The organism is Pseudomonas urethralis, assembly GCF_021602465.1.
GTDB lineage: Bacteria > Pseudomonadota > Gammaproteobacteria > Pseudomonadales > Pseudomonadaceae > Aquipseudomonas > Aquipseudomonas vlassakiae.
Genome location: NZ_BQIJ01000007.1, coordinates 1 through 16,422, shown reverse-complemented (window position 1 = coordinate 16,422; position 16,422 = coordinate 1). Strand labels below are relative to the sequence as shown.

Annotated in this window: 12 protein-coding genes; all 12 read right to left on the bottom strand. The window is 66.8% G+C overall.

Going from position 1 to position 16,422, the window contains the following annotated elements; all coding sequences use genetic code 11:
• Positions 1-103: 103 nt before the first annotated feature.
• Positions 104-697 carry a glutathione S-transferase gene (locus tag L6D64_RS13195; RefSeq protein ID WP_176510169.1) on the bottom strand — a complete coding sequence of 198 codons (594 nt, stop codon included), beginning with the start codon at positions 695-697 and terminating at the stop codon, positions 104-106.
• Positions 694-4,338 carry an AAA family ATPase gene (locus tag L6D64_RS13190; protein WP_176510168.1) on the bottom strand — a complete coding sequence of 1,215 codons (3,645 nt, stop codon included), beginning with the start codon at positions 4,336-4,338 and terminating at the stop codon, positions 694-696. Before L6D64_RS13190 ends, L6D64_RS13195 begins: the two co-directional genes overlap by 4 nt.
• Positions 4,335-5,573 carry an exonuclease SbcCD subunit D C-terminal domain-containing protein gene (locus L6D64_RS13185; RefSeq protein ID WP_176510167.1) on the bottom strand — a complete coding sequence of 413 codons (1,239 nt, stop codon included), beginning with the start codon at positions 5,571-5,573 and terminating at the stop codon, positions 4,335-4,337. Before L6D64_RS13185 ends, L6D64_RS13190 begins: the two co-directional genes overlap by 4 nt.
• Before the next feature lie 446 nt (positions 5,574-6,019).
• On the bottom strand, positions 6,020-7,645 hold the full coding sequence (locus L6D64_RS13180; RefSeq protein ID WP_176510166.1) for a BatD family protein: 1,626 nt from the start codon (positions 7,643-7,645) through the stop codon (positions 6,020-6,022).
• The gene (locus L6D64_RS13175; RefSeq protein WP_176510165.1) at positions 7,642-9,360 is read right to left on the bottom strand and encodes a tetratricopeptide repeat protein; all 1,719 of its coding nucleotides are present in this window, start codon (positions 9,358-9,360) and stop codon (positions 7,642-7,644) included. The genes L6D64_RS13180 and L6D64_RS13175 overlap by 4 nt, the downstream gene beginning before the upstream one ends.
• The gene (locus L6D64_RS13170; protein ID WP_176510164.1) at positions 9,357-10,433 is read right to left on the bottom strand and encodes a vWA domain-containing protein; all 1,077 of its coding nucleotides are present in this window, start codon (positions 10,431-10,433) and stop codon (positions 9,357-9,359) included. The genes L6D64_RS13175 and L6D64_RS13170 overlap by 4 nt, the downstream gene beginning before the upstream one ends.
• A complete protein-coding gene (locus L6D64_RS13165) occupies positions 10,426-10,920 on the bottom strand; it encodes a DUF4381 domain-containing protein (protein WP_027919336.1) in 495 nt (164 codons plus the stop codon). Before L6D64_RS13165 ends, L6D64_RS13170 begins: the two co-directional genes overlap by 8 nt.
• Complete coding sequence (locus L6D64_RS13160) at positions 10,917-11,861, bottom strand: DUF58 domain-containing protein (protein WP_054885779.1); 945 nt, start codon at positions 11,859-11,861, stop codon at positions 10,917-10,919. The genes L6D64_RS13165 and L6D64_RS13160 overlap by 4 nt, the downstream gene beginning before the upstream one ends.
• 3 nt (positions 11,862-11,864) lie before the next feature.
• On the bottom strand, positions 11,865-12,824 hold the full coding sequence (locus tag L6D64_RS13155; protein ID WP_027919334.1) for an AAA family ATPase: 960 nt from the start codon (positions 12,822-12,824) through the stop codon (positions 11,865-11,867).
• A gap of 147 nt (positions 12,825-12,971) precedes the next feature.
• Positions 12,972-14,303 carry an MFS transporter gene (locus tag L6D64_RS13150; protein WP_176510163.1) on the bottom strand — a complete coding sequence of 444 codons (1,332 nt, stop codon included), beginning with the start codon at positions 14,301-14,303 and terminating at the stop codon, positions 12,972-12,974.
• A gap of 43 nt (positions 14,304-14,346) precedes the next feature.
• On the bottom strand, positions 14,347-15,540 hold the full coding sequence (lhgO, locus tag L6D64_RS13145) for an L-2-hydroxyglutarate oxidase (RefSeq protein ID WP_176510162.1): 1,194 nt from the start codon (positions 15,538-15,540) through the stop codon (positions 14,347-14,349).
• Between the two features lie 103 nt (positions 15,541-15,643).
• Positions 15,644-16,354 (bottom strand): FadR/GntR family transcriptional regulator, encoded by a 711-nt coding sequence (locus L6D64_RS13140; protein WP_176510161.1) that lies wholly within the window; start codon positions 16,352-16,354, stop codon positions 15,644-15,646.
• Between the last annotated feature and the right edge of the window lie 68 nt (positions 16,355-16,422).

Genomic DNA, 16,422 nt, shown 5'->3' with positions numbered 1-16,422 from the left:
GGTTTACCCGCGCAAAAGCCACCACGGTGGATGGCACCGGTTTCGCCGGTGTTCGCGGGTAAACCCGCTCCTACAGGGGCCGTGACATGCCTGAAGAAGATGTTTAGCGAGCCATCACTGACTTGAACAGGTCTGAAGCCAGCCACCCCTCCAGCCAGCTCCGCAGCCGCGGATAAGCCGCCTCGGCGAACCACTGCGGTTCGACCCCGGCAAACTGGCGCATCAGGGGCAACAGGGCGGCATCGGCCAGGCTCGGGTGAGCGGCCAGCAGATATGGCCGGCCGTCGAGCAGTTGTTCCAGCTCCGCCAGCCAGGCTTCGGCCTGCTGGCGATAGTGCTCGCGGGAATACTCAGGGTAGCGCTCGGCGTACTTGTACAGGTTCACCTGTGCCTTGAACGTGCTGTCATTGCGGGCGATCAGCACCTCGGCATGTTGCGCGGCGGCCGGGTCGGCGTGCAGGCGCCAATCTTGTGGGTCGTGTTGCTCGAGCGCCCAGCGCATGATGTCGAGGCTCTCTTCCAGTACTGCGGCGCCGGTATCCAGTACCGGCACCGTGCCCTTGGGTGACAAGGCCAGCAGTGCTGCCGGCTTGTTCTTCATCGCCACCTCGACGATCTCCACTGCACAACCGGCATAGCGCAGCGCCAGGCGCGCACGCATGGCCCACGGGCAGCGGCGGAACGAATAGAGGATCACCCGCACACCTCCACGTCGCTCAGGCCATTGCCCTGGCGGCGTACCTGAATCTGCACCGGAATGCGCTCGTGCATGTCCTGCACGTGGGAGATCACCGCGACCTTGCGGCCCTGCGCCTGCAGGCCGTCGAGGGCGTCCATGGCCAATTGCAGCGACTCAGGATCAAGGCTGCCGAAACCTTCATCGATGAACAGCGACTCGATGCGCAAGGTGCTCGAGGCCATCGATGCCAGGCCCAGGGCCAATGCCAGCGAGACCAGGAAGGTTTCACCGCCGGACAGCGAGTGCACCGAACGCAGTTCGTCGCCCATTTCGGTGTCCAGCACCAACAGGCCCAGGGCGCTGCCACCGCGCTTGAGGCGGTAGCGGCGCGCCAGCTGGCGCAGCTGGGCATTGGCATGGTGCAGCAGCAGGTCGAGGTTGTAGCCCTGGGCGATCTTGCGGAATACATCGCCGGAGGCCGAGCCGATCAGCGCATTCAGCCGCGCCCAGCGCTGCCATTGCTGGTGGGCCTGCTCGATTTCCCCGGCCAGCGCCTGGCTCGCCTGCTGGCGACGCTGATCGTCGGCCTGCTGCGCGCGCAATTCGGCGCATTGCTGCTCATGGCCGGCCAAGCGCTCGCGCAGTTCGCCCAGCGCTTGCTCAAGGTCTTCGGCCGACGCTTCGACGGTCATCTGCGCGGCGTGTTGCTGCAGGCGCTGGTCGCGTTCCTGGAGCAGCACACGGCTCTGCTCGACGGCCTTCTCGGCAAGTTGCAGGCGCTGGCGCAGCTCGCCCAACTGGGCGTCGTCGATAGCCAGCAGGCGATCCAGCCCGGCGTCGTCCAGCTCTGGATGCTCGGCGCGCCACTGGGCGATGTCGCCCCGCAGCTGCTGGTACTCGCTTTCCAGCGCCTGCTGTTGCTGGGTATTGGCCTTGATTTCACTGGCCAGTTGCACGCCCTGGGTGCGCAGATCCTGCAGGTCCTGGGCGCTTTGCGCATCGATGGCACGGGCCTGCTCCAGCTGGCTGTCCATGTGCTGCTGCCAGGCTTCGGCGCTGGCCTGCTCACCGAGCAGCTCGGCCAGCGCGGCCTGGGCCTGCTGGCGTTGGCTTTCGAGGGTGGCGAGCTGCTGCTGCACGTGTGCCAGGGTTTGCTCGCGGGCTTGCTGCTGATCGCGCAGCTTGTCCAGTTGCACCTGGCGTGCCTGCAGTTCTTCCTGCTCGTCCTTGCGCTGCTCCAGTTGCTGCAGCCGCTGGGCGATTTGCTGGTCGAGGGCCAGGAAAGCGTTGGCCGGATCATCACCGAGGGCTTTGAGCACATCACCCGGCAGCACGTTGGCCAGGCCGTCCAGGCCCTGCTTAAGCTGTTGTTCATCGCTGGCCAAGGCCTGGTGCTGCTGGTCGAGATGGCGCTGGGCCTGCTGTTGGGCCTCCTGCGCCGCCTGCAGTTGCTGGTTGAGGCGCGCGGCATCCTTTTGCAGGGCAAGCAGGGCACTCTGGCGCTTCTCGTCCTTGCCGATCTCTTCGTCCAGGCGCCGCAGCTGGCTGTCGAGCCAGGCGCTGCGGGCCTTGTCGTCCTGCGGGGCGAGGGCGGGCCAGAGGCTGTGCGCCTGCAGCTGGGCCACCAGCGGTTGCACCTGTTCGGCAAGTTGCTGCTGTTGCTGTTGATAGTCCTTGAGCTGAGCGTTGATCACGCCCAGCTGGGTGCGCAGGTCGACCAGCTTGCCGTTGAGGGTTTCGACCTGTTTCTGCGCGGTTGCTTCTTCAGCCTGGTCATGGCGACCGAGGCTTTGCAGCAGGGCCTCGGGTTGATGGAACGGGTGTTCGGCACTGCCACATACCGGGCAGGGTTCGCCGTCGCGTAACTGGGCGCGCAGCGCTTCGACGCTGTTGGTGCGCGCCAGGCGCTGGCGCTCCAGCAACTGCCGAGTGAGGTTGAGCGCTTGTTCGGCAGCTTCCAGCTCGGCCTTGGCCGCAGTGCCTTCGCCGATCAGTTGCTGGCGTTGCTGCATGGCCTGCTGCTGACGCTCACGCAGGGCATCTAGCTGCTGGCGCAGCTCCTGTTCACGGCCGTGCAGGCGCGACAGTTCTTCGACGGCGCGTTGCTGCTTGCGGTTGTCCTGCAGCATGTTGCCGAGCAGGTCGATCTGTTCGGCCAGGGCCTGTGGTTCGGCCTTGGCTTCGCGGAACAGCAGCTCGAAGTGCTCGCGCTGGGCCTGCAAGTGAACATTGGCCTGGCTGGCCTGGGCCTGCAGGCCAGGCAGCTCGTCGCGGCCCTTGGCCAGGCGGCCACCGATCAGCATCACCTGCTTGAGTTGTGGCAGATAGGCCTGCCAGGCATTGGCCAGGCCGGCCAAATGCTGGCTGTCGGCCAGGGCGCTGTCGATCTGGGCCAGTTGCTGCTGGCTGCGCTGCTGGTTTGCTTGCATTTGCTGCAGTTGCTGCTGGCCTTCGGCAAGCTGCTGCGTGGCCAGCTCCAAGGCGCTGCGCTGCCCCGCCAGTTCCTGGTCAAGACGTATCAGGTTGTCCTGGGCAGCGAAGGCCTGGCGCAGGCGCGGGGCATTTTCGCTGTGCAAGGCCTGGCGTTGTGCCAGGGCCTCGCGAGACGCCAGCGATGCGTGTTCCAGCGCTACGGTGCGCGTTTGCAATTCGGTTTGCTGGCGCTGTTGCTCGGCGATTTGTGCCGCGAGTGGTGCCAGTTGCGCGCCGAGCGTCTGCTGCCGGTGGAACTGGTGGCGCTGCGGCGCCAGGCGCTCCAGGCGTTGCAGGTCGAGGCGTTGCTCATCCAGCTGTTGCCAGTCGTGTTCGGCTGCTTGAAGGGTGGCGCTGGCTTCGCCGTGCTGGGCCTGCAGCTGGCGTTGTTCATTGAGCCAGTTGCGTTGCTGCTCGAGTTGGCGCTCGCCGGCCTGGTCGGCCTTGAACTGCTGCAATGCCTGTTCCACGCGCTGGTCGAGTTCGGCGCGGGCCTCTGCGGCCATCGGCAGGAGGTGGCTGGCACGCTCCTTGAGGGCGTTGTAGGTTTCTGCAGCGTCCCGCGCCTTGCTGAAGGCACGTTGGCCGAGGCGGGTATAGATGGCGGTGTTGGTGAGCTTTTCCAGCAGCTCGCTGCGTTCTTTGTCGTCGGCCTTGAGGAAGGCGCCGAACTCACTCTGTGCCAGCATCACCGCGCGGGTGAACTGCTCGAAATTCAGGCCCAGGCGGGCTTCGATCAGTTGCTTGTATTCGTTCTTGCCGCTGCCCAGCAGCTGTTCGCTGTCCAGGTCATACAGGCTCTGGCGGCTCAACTGCAGCTTGCCGTTGGCCTTGTCGCGGGCGCGGTTGGCTTCCCAGCGGGCGCGGTAGCGGTGGCCGTCGATGCCGACGAAGTCGACTTCGGCAAAGCCGCTGCCGGTGCCCCGGCGCAGCAGGTTGCGGGGGTCGGACGTGGGGATTTCGCCGTCGGCGTCCGGCACCTTGGCTTCGCGGCCGATGTCGCTCAGGCGCGGCACGGTACCGAACAAGGCCAGGCACAGGGCATCGAGCAGGGTGCTCTTGCCGGCGCCGGTAGGCCCGGTGATGGCGAACAGGCCGGCGCTGGCCAGCGGCTCGGCGGTGAAGTCGATATCGACCGGGCCGGCCAGGGATGCCAGGTTCTTCAGGCGGATGGCGAGAATCTTCATGGCTGTTCCTCTTCCAGCTGGACGTCCTGCAGCAGCAGGGCGAAATCGGCCAGGGCCTGCTCGTCGACGGGGTTGCCGTAGGCCTGTTCCCAGGCGCGGCTGAACAGGTCCTGCGGGGTCATCTGCGCCAACTCGACGAATTGCAGGTCGTCGTCTTCGCTGTTGGTGCGGCCGGCGTATTCGGCGCTGATGCGGATCAACCGTACGGCCTTGCCCTCAAGCGCGGCTTCGATCTGCTGGCGCAGGTCGGGTTGCGGCTCGTCGAGAACCACCCGCACCTCCAGCCAAGGCTGACGGTTGGGGTCTTCGAGCAGGTCGATCACCGGCAGCTCGGCCAGTTGTTCGAGCAGTTCGCCGAGCGGCGCCGGGCCGACCCGCTGCAGGGCCACCGCACGCGGTACCGGGCGCGGCTCGACGCTGACCAGCTCGCTGCCTTCGAGTTCGACTTCCAGCACCTGGTGCGAGTAGTTGATTTCGGCGAACGACAGCGGGATCGGCGAGCCGCTGTAGCGGATGCGGTTTTCGCGGTTGACCTTCTGCGGCTTGTGCAGGTGGCCGAGCGCCACGTAGCTGATCGACTTGTCGAACAGCTTGGCCGGCAAGGCCTCGGCGTTGCCGATGATCAGGCTGCGCTCGGAGTCCTCCGACACCGCGCCACCGGCCATGTGCGCATGGCTGATGGCGATCAGTGCCTGGTCTTTCTTGCGCTTTTTCTGCGCCGCGCCAATCAGCTGCTGGTGCACCTGGGTGATACCTTGCAGGTAGTCGTCGCCCAGTTGCGGGCCGGTCACTTCGGCCGGGCGCAGGAAGGGCAGGGCCAGGCACCAGGCGGCGACCTTGCCACGGCCGTTGGTCAGCGGGATCAACAGGCGCTCGGCATCCAGCTGGCCCTCGTCGAGCCAGTGCACCCGGCCCAGCGCGTGGGTGCGCAGGCGGCGCATGAGCGCGGCAGGCAATTCGATACGCGAGCCGGAGTCGTGGTTGCCGGCGATCATCACGATGTCCAGCTTCGGCTGCTGCTCATGGGCCTGGACGATGAAGTCGTAGAGCCGCTCCTGGGCTTTGACCGGCGGGTTGACCGTGTCGAAGATGTCGCCGGCGATCAGCAGCGCGTCCGGCTGGCGCAGGCGCAGTTGGCCGAGCAGCCAGTCGAGGAAGCAGGCGTGTTCGAAGTCGCGTTCCTGGCCGTGCAGGCTTTGGCCCAGGTGCCAGTCGGAGGTGTGAAACAGACGCATGGATGACCTGTTGGTGTCGAGTCAGCAAGCCGGGGCTTGGCTTGGGAGTGGGCGTTGCGCAAGGGCGGTATGGTAACCCAAGATGGGTTCGAATCACGATTGCGTCAGGGCTGCCAGATGCTTGGCGGGAGAAATTCAGCGCCTGTGAGATCGAGCGCCGCCCGCGCGGCGCATCGCGGATAAATCCGCTCCCACATTTGTTTCGGGCCAATCTCTCCTGTGAAGCCAACAGGGACCGCCTTGTTGGCATGGCGATGCATCTCGGTGGGCGCTGATGCCGTTCCACCTGTCTCCAGTCATGCACCAAGGCTGATCCTGTTGGCGGCACAGGACAGACTGGCCCGAAACAAATGTGGGAGCGGATTTATCCGCGATGCGCCGCGCGGGCGGCGCTCGATCTCAAGGGCGCTGAAAATCCCGAGGCATGCACCTCTGAGCCACACCCCTCACTTCGGATAAAGCGGCGGCAAGCTCCCACTCTCCCCAGCAGGCAACAACACCTGCTCCGCCGGCGGTATGGTCCCGATCGCCCGCCACAAATCCTCCCCCTGCCAATACTGCCCACTCTCGCTGTACAGCGCCCCATTCAACCCATCCAGCGCATCCGACAACGGCACGAACCGCGCCGCCATCTCGGCCAGGGTCTCCGGCTGCTGCCTCGCCCAGGCATCGAGCGCCTGGCGCGTAGCCTGTGGGTCGTTGGCCTGGCAGGCGCGCTTGAGATCGTCCAGCAAGGTACGCGGGCTCGGCCCGTTCTGCGCCGCACGCAGCACCGCCGGCTGCGAGCGGGCGCGCCACCACAGGGCGAAACCCAGCACGGTGGTCAGGGCGAACAGCAGGGTGGCGAGCTGCCAAGGCCAGAGCAACTGATTCGCGCCGCCAAGGTCGCCAACCGGGGTGTCGGCGCTCAGCGCCGGGTTGTCTTGCACATCCAGCGTGCGCGCCGGCAGGCTGCTGTGTTCCAGGTGGTCTTCGCGGGTGTTCCACCAGGTGACTTCCACAGCCGGCAGGGCCAGCTTGCCGCTGTGGGTCGGCACCAGCGCTTCACGCTCCTCGCGGTTGGCAGTCATGCCGCGTTCGTTGATCTCGTTGCGCAGCACCGGCTGGTCCGGGTAGCGGCGCAGGCCGACGATCTCGGTGGCGGGCAGTTGTGGCAGCTGGGTGCTCGACAGGCCTTCGGCGCGCAGGGTGATGCTGCGCGTCAATGAGTCGCCAATCTGAGGCTGCTGGCTCGCCGGGTCCGGGTTCCAGTGTTCTTCCAGGCTCAGGTCTCGCGCCGGCAGCCAGGGCACGTTGGCCGGCCAGGCAGCGGGGATGGGGCGGACTGCCAGGCGCAGCGGCAGCGAACTGACCTGCACCTGGCGGCCGACCCGGGCGGTGCCGGCGGGTTGCTGGCTGTTGTCGGCGGCGGTGGCAGTGAAGGTCAGCGGCGGGATGTCCAGCTCGCCGCTCTGCTGCGGGTACACCGCGTAGCGGGTTTCGATCACCCCGTGGCGCACGCCGTTGATTTCCTTCTCGTAAGTGCGCGACTCACCCAGCGGCTCGACCTTGGCATTCTCCAGCTGCAGTGGGCTCAGGCTGCTGTCGTCGTACAGCGACACCGAGTGGTAGATGCGCAGGGTCAGCACGGCCTGTGCCTGGACGTACACTTCGTTGCTGTCCAGGGTGGCTTCGACGAAGACTTGCGAGGCGACTTCCGGGCGGCTGCTGTCGGCCTGCAGCACTTGCAGGTCGATGGCCTGGCTGCGCGACTGGCCCAGTTGCAGCTCGGGAATACGCAGGCTGCCGCTGCGCCGGGGCAGCAGGGTGATGATCCAGCGGGTGCTGGCGCGGGTTTCGCCGTCGAGGGTGTGCAAGCTGTTCAACTGGCGCGTGCCGCGCACTTCGAAGTCGCCTTCCAGGGCACGCAAATCGGGCTTGCCGAACTGGGTCACGTCCTGGCTTTCGAGGGTCAGTTCGAGGGTTTCGCCGGCCTCCAGGCGCGTGCGGTCGACGCTGGCCTGCAGCGTGGGTAGGGCCTGGGCCATGACGGCCCACAACAGGCCGAGAACAAAGACGCCGAAGCGACTCATCGTGTGTTTTCCTGATGCAATTGCTGTTCATACCAGAATTTGCGCCGCAACAGCTCCGCCGGGTTGTCGGGGATCTCGCGCAGCCATTGTTCCAGAGCCTGACGCTGTTCGGCATCGAGGCTGGTCGATACCGGGCGCTGCGGCGGTTGGGTGATGCTGTCGTCATCGCCGCTCTGGTTGCCAGGCGCCGCCTGGCTGTTGTTGTCGCCTTCCCCGGTTTGTTCGGCGCTGGCCTGTTCCTCCCCGCTCGGCGTCCCTTGGCCAGGGCTGCTGGCCGAGCTGCTGTTGCCTTCGGTTTCGCTGCCCGGAGTGCCTTGGGCGTCGCTCTCGGCCGGTTGTTCCTCGGCCTGGGCCTCGCGTTGCTGCAGCAACTGTTGCACCAGCGCCTGGTTGGCCAGTGCCGGCTGCAGGTCGGGCTGGCGCTCCAGAGCCTGTTCGTAGGCATCCAGGGCGGCTTCCAGCTCGCCGCTACGGGCCAGGGCATTGCCTCGATTGTAGTGGGCTGCGGCGCTGTCGCCCTGGGCGAAGGCTTCGGCGGCAGCGGCATAGTCGCCGGCCTGGTACAGCGCCATGCCGCGCCATTGCGGGTCCTGGAAATGCCGGGCGGCGTCTGCCGGGCGCTGCTTGTCCAGTAGCATCTGGCCCTGTTGATCGGGGCGCAGCCACAGGTCGTTGAACTCGAAGGCCTGGCTCGGTTGTGGCAGGGCCAGCAGCAGCGGCAGGCAGAACAGCCAGCCGCGGCGCCCGGCACAGGCGGCCAGCAACAACAATGGCAGCAACAGCCAGTAGCCCTGGTCGGCCCAGCTGTCCAGCTGCAGGGTCTGGCCGGCGTCGTGCAGGCGGCGCGGGTTGTCGAACAGGCCAAGGCCGCGCAGGTCGAGATCGTCGATGCGGGCATGGCGGTAGCGCCCGCCGGTGCCGCTGATGAAGGCCTTGAGGCTGGCACTGTCGAGCCGTGGCAGGAGGATGCCCCCCTGGTCATCCTTGAGGTATTCGCCATTGGCCTGGCGCACCGGCGCGCCGTCGCCGGTGCCGATGCCAAGCATCAGCAGGCTCGGGCCCTGGCGGCCGAGAGCCTGGCTGATGCCCTGGCGCTCCGCTGCGCTCAGCGCCGAGCCGACCAGCAGCAGACGGCCCTGGCCGAGGCCACTCTGGGCCAGCAGGGCCAGGCCTTTTTGCACGGCCAGGTCGGCGCGTTGGCCCGGTTTGGGCATGATCGATGGGTCGATGGCTTCCAGCAGGTTGCGCGTGGTGCCGAGGTCATCCGACAGCGGCACCAGCGTGTGCGCACTGCCAGCGTAGACGATCAGCGCGGTCTGGCTGTCGTTACGGTGTTCGAGCAAGTCGAGGACCTTGCGCCGCGCCTGCTCCAGGCGGTTGGGCGGAACATCCTCGGCCAGCATCTGCGGGGTCAGCTCGAGCAGGATCACCAGCGGGTCGGCGGGGCGCTGGCGGGTTTCTTCCAGGCGCTGCCAGCTCGGCCCGAGCAGGGCCAGCACCACCAGCAACCAGGCCAGGCCCAGGGCCACCCAGGGCAACTTGCTGTTGCTGCCGCTGCCTCCGCCGAGCAGCACCGGGTGGAACGCTGGCGGCAGGATCATCTGCCAGCGCCCGGCACGTTTGCGCCGGTGCCAGAGCTTGAACAGCAGCCAGCCGAGCAGGGGCACGACCAGCAGCCAGAGCGGGCGCAACCATTGTGGCCAGAGATCGATCATCGCCGTTTCCTCAGGCGCAGGCGTTTCAGGCGCTGGCGCCATTCCGGATGGGGCTGCAGGAAGCGGGGTTTGCGCAGCACCTTGTGCAGCAGGTTGTCGGGCCATTGCACGGCCACCACCAGCAACACGCTGAGCAGCAGGGCCAAGGCCAGCGGCCAGGCATACAGGGCTTTGGCCGTACGCGCCTGGGTTGGCTGCTGGGCCACCGGTTCAAGCTGGTCGAGGGTGTCGCCGATGGCGTTCAGCTCAGCGCCGTCATGAGCGCGGAAGTAGGCGCCGTGGGTGATTTCGGCAATTTCCCTGAGTGACGCTTCGTCGAGGTCCAGGCTCGGGTTCAGGCCGAGCAGGCCGGGCGTACCGCTGGCCTCGGGGTTGGCACCGATGCCAATGGTGTAGATGCGCACGCCTTCCTGGGCAGCCAGGCGGGCGGCCGTCAGTGGGTGGATCTGCCCGCCGTTGTTGGCGCCATCGGTGACCAGCACCAATACCCGGCTTTGCGCCGGGCGCTGGCGCAGGCGCTTGACCGCCAGGCCGATGGCGTCGCCGATGGCGGTGTTCTTGCCGGCGATGCCGATCTGCGCCTCGTCGAGGAAGGTGCGCACGGTGCGCCGGTCGAAGGTCAGCGGGGCTTGCAGGTAGGCCTGGCTGCCAAACAGGATCAAACCGACACGGTCGCCTTCGCGGTCCTGCAGGAAGTCGCCGAGCAGTGCCTTGACCAGGTCGAGGCGGCTGATGTCTTCGTCTTTCCATTGCATGTCGGGGAAGTCCATCGAGCCCGAGACATCCACCGCCACCAGCAGGTCGCGGCCACTGGAGGCCACCGGCACCGGCTCGCCAAGCCATTGCGGGCGCGCGGCGGCCAGCAGCAGCAACAGCCAGATCACCACATACGGCGCCTGTTGGCGCAGGGTCGGCAGGTTCAGCCGTGCACGGCGCCCGGCCAGGCCCTCCAGTTCGTCGAGGAAACCGACCTTGAGCACCGGCTCGCCGCTGTCGGCGGCGGGCAGCAGCAGGCGCGCCAGCCACGGTAGCGGCAGCAGCACGAAGATCCACGGCCAGGCCAGTTCAAACATGTTTGCGAATCCAGGTTTCGACCGCCTGGCTGAGCCCGACGATCGCCTTGTCGTCGAGCTTGCACTCGGGCTTGTAGGCGCCTTCGACCAGCACCATCCAGCGGGTCAGGCCGGCGGCCGGGCAGCGGTTGTCGAGAAAGGCCAGCCACTGACGGCCGTTCAAGGTATGGCTGTTGGCGCCAGGGTAGTGGTTGCGGCACAGGCGCTTGAGCAGGGCGTTGATCTGCTGCAGCCAGGCGCCGGCCGGTGCGCCGTCGTAGGGGCGCGGCAGGCGGGCGAGTTCGGCCAGGGCTTCCAGGCGCACCGGGTCGAGCGGCAACTCGGCGCGCACCACCGGGCGCTTGCCCGGGCGCCAGCGGCGCAACCGCCACAGGCCCCAGACCAGCAGCGGCAACAGCGCAAGCAACAGCCACCAGCCCGGTGCCGGCGGCCACAGGCCGATCGCTGGCGGTGCGATCAGCGGTTGCAGCTGGTCCAACGGGTTCACTGGCCACTCCCAGGGCGCTGGGCGTTCAGGTATTCGCGCAGTTGTTCGATCATCTCGCTCTGGGTGCTCAGCGGCATCAGCAGCACGCGCAGCTTCTGTGCCATCAGCTCCCAGCGTTCGATGCGCGCTTCGGCCTGGTGACGGTAAGCCTGGCGCAGGTTGGCGTCGAGGGTGTCGAGCTCCAGCTGCGCGCCGCGTTGGGCGAAGCGCAGCAGGCCGGCGGCGGGCAGGGCGTGGTCGAGCGGGTCGGACACCGGCATCAGCAGCAGGTCGCAATGGCGCGAGAGCATGGCCAGGTGTTGCTCGGCCTGGGCGCTGAGCGAGCGTTCGTCGCAGATGACAATGGCCAGGCTGCCAGGGCGCAGCACCTCACGGGCGCGGCGCAGGGCCAGGCCAAGGCTGTCGGCCTGGGGCGCGGCTTCGGTGTGCAGGGCCTGGTTGACCTTGGCCAGGCGGTTGAGCAGCTGCAGCAGGCTCTGCTTGCTGCGCCGGGGTTTGATCTCGTGGTGCTCGTTATCGCCGAACACCAGCCCGCCGATACGGTCGTTGTGGCCCAGCGCGGCCCAGCCGAACAGCGCGGCAGCTTCGGCTGCGAGCACCGATTTGAACATCAGCCCCGAGCCGAAGAACAGGCGCTGGCTCTGCTCGACGAGGATGAAGATCGGCCGTTCGCGTTCTTCGTGGAACAGCTTGGTGTGCGGCTCCTGGGTGCGTGCGGTGACGCGCCAGTCGATGTTGCGTACATCGTCACCGGCCTGGTAGACGCGCACCTGGTCGAAGTCCACGCCTCGCCCGCGCAGCTTGGAATGGTGCAGGCCGACCAGCGGGCTGCGCTGGCCCGGGCGGGAAAACAGCTGGATCTCGCGCACGCGGTGGCGCATGTCGATCAGTTCGGCGAGGCCGATGCGGATGCCGGGTTCGGCCTGCAGCGCGGTGGGCATGGGTCAGGCGACGGCCACGACGTCGAGGATGCGCTGGACCACGCGGTCCTGGTCGATCCCCGCGGCTTCGGCTTCGAACGACAGGATGATGCGGTGGCGCAGTACATCGAACAGCACCGCCTGGATGTCCTCGGGGCTGACGAAGTCGCGCCCGGCCAGCCAGGCATGGGCACGGGCGCAGCGGTCAAGCGCGATCGAGCCGCGCGGGCTGGCACCGTAGGCGATCCAGTCGGCCAACTCGGCATCGAACTTGGCCGGGGTGCGGGTAGCCATCACCAGTTGCACCAGGTATTCCTCCACGGCGTCGGCCATGTACAGGCCGAGGATTTCCTTGCGCGCGGCAAAGATTGCCTGCTGGCTGACCCGACGCTCGGGCTTCACTTCGCCGCCCAGTGCTTCGCCACGGGCCTGGGCGAGGATACGGCGCTCTACGGCGGCATCGGGGAAGCCGATCTTCACGTGCATCAGGAAGCGGTCGAGCTGGGCTTCGGGCAGCGGGTAGGTGCCTTCCTGCTCGATCGGGTTCTGTGTGGCCATCACCAGGAACAGCGGCGACAGGTCGTAGGTGCTGCGGCCCACGCTGACCTGGCGTTCGGCCATGGCTTCGAGCAGCGCCGACTGCACCTTGGCCGGGGCACGGTTGATTTCATCGGCCAGCACCAGGTTGTGGAAGATCGGCCCCTGCTGGAACACGAAGCTGCCGGTTTCCGGGCGATAGATCTCGGTGCCGGTGATGTCGGCGGGGAGCAGGTCGGGGGTGAACTGGATGCGATGGAACTGCGCCTCGATGCCTTCGGCCAGCTCTTTGATGGCCTTGGTCTTGGCCAGCCCCGGCGCACCTTCGACCAGCATGTGGCCGTCGGCCAACAGCACGATCAACAGCCGCTCGACCAGCTTCTCCTGGCCTAGGATCTGGGAGGAAAGAAAGGTGCGTAGCGCGATCAGCGCTTCACGGTGTTCCATCGGCGGCGGTTCCTGGGTTTGCGCCAGGTCGCGGACGACCTGGCAGGGGCTGATACTTTAATCTATCCAGGGGGGCGCCGACCAATGAAGGGCGGGATTTTTATCGCTGCCACAGTCGCTGCAGGGCGCGCCCGCACGCTTTTCGGCTCAGTTCTTCGAGGTGGAGTGCTTGCGCCCCTGGTCGCACAGGGCGAACAGCACGACCAGCACCCCGGCGATTGCCAGGATCAGCGCTACGCCGTCGGTGGAATGGGTCGCCGAGCCGGCCACCAGGGCCAGGCCGCCCAGCGGTGCCAGGCCACCGGCCACCGCCGTGCCGATCTCACGGCCTGTACCGAAGCCCGAGGCGCGCGTTTGGGTCGGGAACTGGCGGCTGAGGAACGAGCCTTGCGGGGCGAACATCATCGGCGCGAGGATGCCGGTGCCGATCGCGATGGCAATGTAGATCTGGGTGGGCTCACCGGTGCCCAGCAGCTGCAGGAACGGGTAGGCGAACAGTGCCGACAGGCCCCCGCCGAGCATCAGCACGGTCTTGCTGCTCCAGCGGTCGCACAGCCAGCCGAAGAACGGCACGGCGAAGATCGCCACGAGGCTGGCGATGGTCACCGACAGCGAGGTGACATGCGCCTCCACGCCCTTGAACTGGGTCAGGTAGGCCAGCGAGAAGGTCTTGAAGATGTAGCTCAGGGCGTTGTAGCCGATGGCCACGAAGAACACCACGGCCAGGCCCTTGAGGTCGTTCCTGAACAACAGCTTCAATGGCGACACCTGTGGCTTGCTGCTGTCGGCCTTGTCCAGCTCCTTGAAGTCCGGTGTCTCCGGGATGCTCTTGCGCACCCACAGGCCGATCGCCACCAGGGCGATGCTGGCGATGAACGGGATGCGCCAGCCACCGGCCAGGAGGAATTCGTTACCGTTCATGGTCAGCAGGTACACCGTCAGCGACGACAGCAGCAGCCCCAGGTTCAGCCCCAGCGCCGGCCAGGCGCCCTGGCTGCCGCGCTTGCCTTCGCTGGCATGTTCATAGGAGGTGACCGCCGCGCCGGACAGCTCGGCACCCGCGCCCAGGCCCTGGATGATGCGGATCACCACCAGCAGGATCGGTGCCCAGATGCCGATGCTGGCGTAGCTTGGGATCAGCCCGATCAGCGCCGTGCACACGCCCATCATGCAGAAGGTGATCACCAGCACATGCTTGCGCCCGAAGCGGTCGCCCAGGTAGCCGAACAGAATGCCGCCGAAGGGGCGGGCAATGAAGCCGATGGCGAAGGTGGAGAAGGCCAGCAGCGAGGCCACCGCCGGGTTGCTGGCATCAAAGAAGATCTTCGAAAACACGATCGCGGCCATCGTCGCGTAGAGGTAGAAGTCGTACCACTCCAGCATCGAGCCGAAGATGGTCGCCGCCGCCACCTTGCGCAGGCGCTTGCGTTGCTGTTGCGGGGTCTCGTGCGCGGCCGGGGCCGCCTCATGTACCGACATGGGGGGTTCCTTATTGTCTTTGTAGTTGTGGGTGAAGCAGATTTCAGCGGGCCTTGAGGATCTTCGCGGCGATCATCTGGCCGATTGGAATGGCCGAGGTGGCAGCCGGCGACGGGGCATTGCAGACATGCACCATGCGCGGGGTCTCGGCGAACAGGAAGTCATGCACCAGGGTGCCGTCGCGCATCACCGCCTGGGCGCGAATACCCGCCTCGCAGGGCAGCAGGTCTTCCACTTGCAGCGACGGGCAGTACTTGCGGCACTGTTCCAGGTAGCCGCGCTTGAACAGCGAGTTCTTCATCTCGGTGGTGCCGGAGCCGAGGTTGTTCCAGAGGGTTTTCCAGAAGCCCGGGAAGCTGGCGTACTCGGCGACGTCGCGCCAGTTGAGCGAAAACTTGCGGTAGTTCTCGCGACCTAAGCCGAGCACGGCATTCGGGCCGACGGTAACGCTGCCGTCGATCATGCGCGTCAGGTGCACGCCGAGGAATGGCAGCTCCGGGTCGGGGATCGGGTAGATCAGGTGGTTGACGATCTGGTTCTTGCTGGCCGGCAGGCGGTAGTACTCACCGCGGAAGGGGATGATCTGATGCTCGATCTTCACCCCGGCCAGGCGCGCCAGGCGGTCGGACTGCAGGCCGGCGCAGGCCACCAGCTGGCGTGCGCGCCAGGTGTGGCTGTCGGTGGCGACGGCGACATGGTCGGCGTGCTCCTGGATGGCACGCACGCAGGTGGACAGGTGCACTTCGCCGCCAGCCTGGCGGATCACCTTGGCCATGGCGTTGCACACCTGGGTGTAGTCGACGATGCCGGTGGCGTCGAGGAACAGCGCGCCCTTGCCGACGATGTTCGGCTCACGTTCGGCAAGGGCGGCCGCACCCAGGCGCTCGACGTTCAGGCCGTTCTGTTGCGAGCGCTCGTACAGCGCCTGCATGCGTTGCACTTCCAGGTCGCTGGAGGCCACCAGCAGCTTGCCGCAGACTTCGAAGGCAATGCCGTGCTCGGTGCAGAAGTCCTTGGTCGCCTGGGCGCCGCGCTTGCACAGTTCGGCCTTGAGGCTGCCAGGCGCATAGTAGATGCCCGCATGGATCACCCCGCTGTTGTGGCCGGTCTGGTGGCGGCCGAGGCTGGCTTCCTTCTCCAGGATCAGCAGGGATGCGCCCGGGCGTTGTTCGAGCAGGGCCATCGCGGTGGCAAGGCCGACGATGCCGCCGCCGATGATGCAGTAGTCATAAGTCATGCAGGGGTACCTTGGTGTTCTTGTCGGTGGATCTGCTTATCAGGTTGTCAGACTAAGTAGTGCGTAAAAGGGCCCGTGGCAGGCCGCGTCGGATTCTCCGGGGTCAGTCGAGGGCGGGGAGGTCGATCTTCAGGCGCTTGGCCGAGGCGCGCAGGTGCGCTTCAGCGCAGGCTGCGGCGGCCTGGCGGTCGCCATCGGCGATGGCCCGGTACAGCGCCTGGTGTTCGCGGTTGGCATCGGCCGAACCGCCCACCGAGTGGGCTGCGGAGTTTTCCCAGGCGGTGCGCCGTGCGCTGGCCAGCTGGCCGCCGAGGAAGTCGTGGAAGGCCACGAAGTAATCGTTCTTGCTGGCTTCGGCAATCGCCCGGTGGAAGGCCACGTCGGCGGCCGAGGCGGTGGCGAAGTCGCTGCGCTTGTCGAGCATTTCCTGCAGGGCCTTGGCCATGTGCGCCAGGTCCTGCTCATCACGACGGCGGGCGGCGATGGCGGCGGCCTGGGTCTCGATCCACAGGCGCATTTCGAACATCTGCGTAAGGTCCGGCGTGCGGCCTTGGCTACCGGGGAAGCGGAACACGGTGCCGGCGGGTGTCTGCGAGATGTAGGAACCGAGCCCGCGACGGGCGATCAGCACGCCATCGGCCTTGAGCTGGGCCACGGCCTCGCGCACCACCGAGCGGCTGACGTTCAGCTGTTCGGCCAGTTGCTGTTCGGTGGGCAGGCGCGATTCGGCGGCCAGGCGACCGGAATCGATTTCGGCGCGGATGGCGCTGACGACCCGGTCTACCAAGGTGTCAGGGCGCTGGAGCTCTAGCATGGGAACGCTTGCCTAGTTATCAGGTTGTCAGACAATGCCTGTAGTGGGGGTGGCGTGTCAATGGGGTC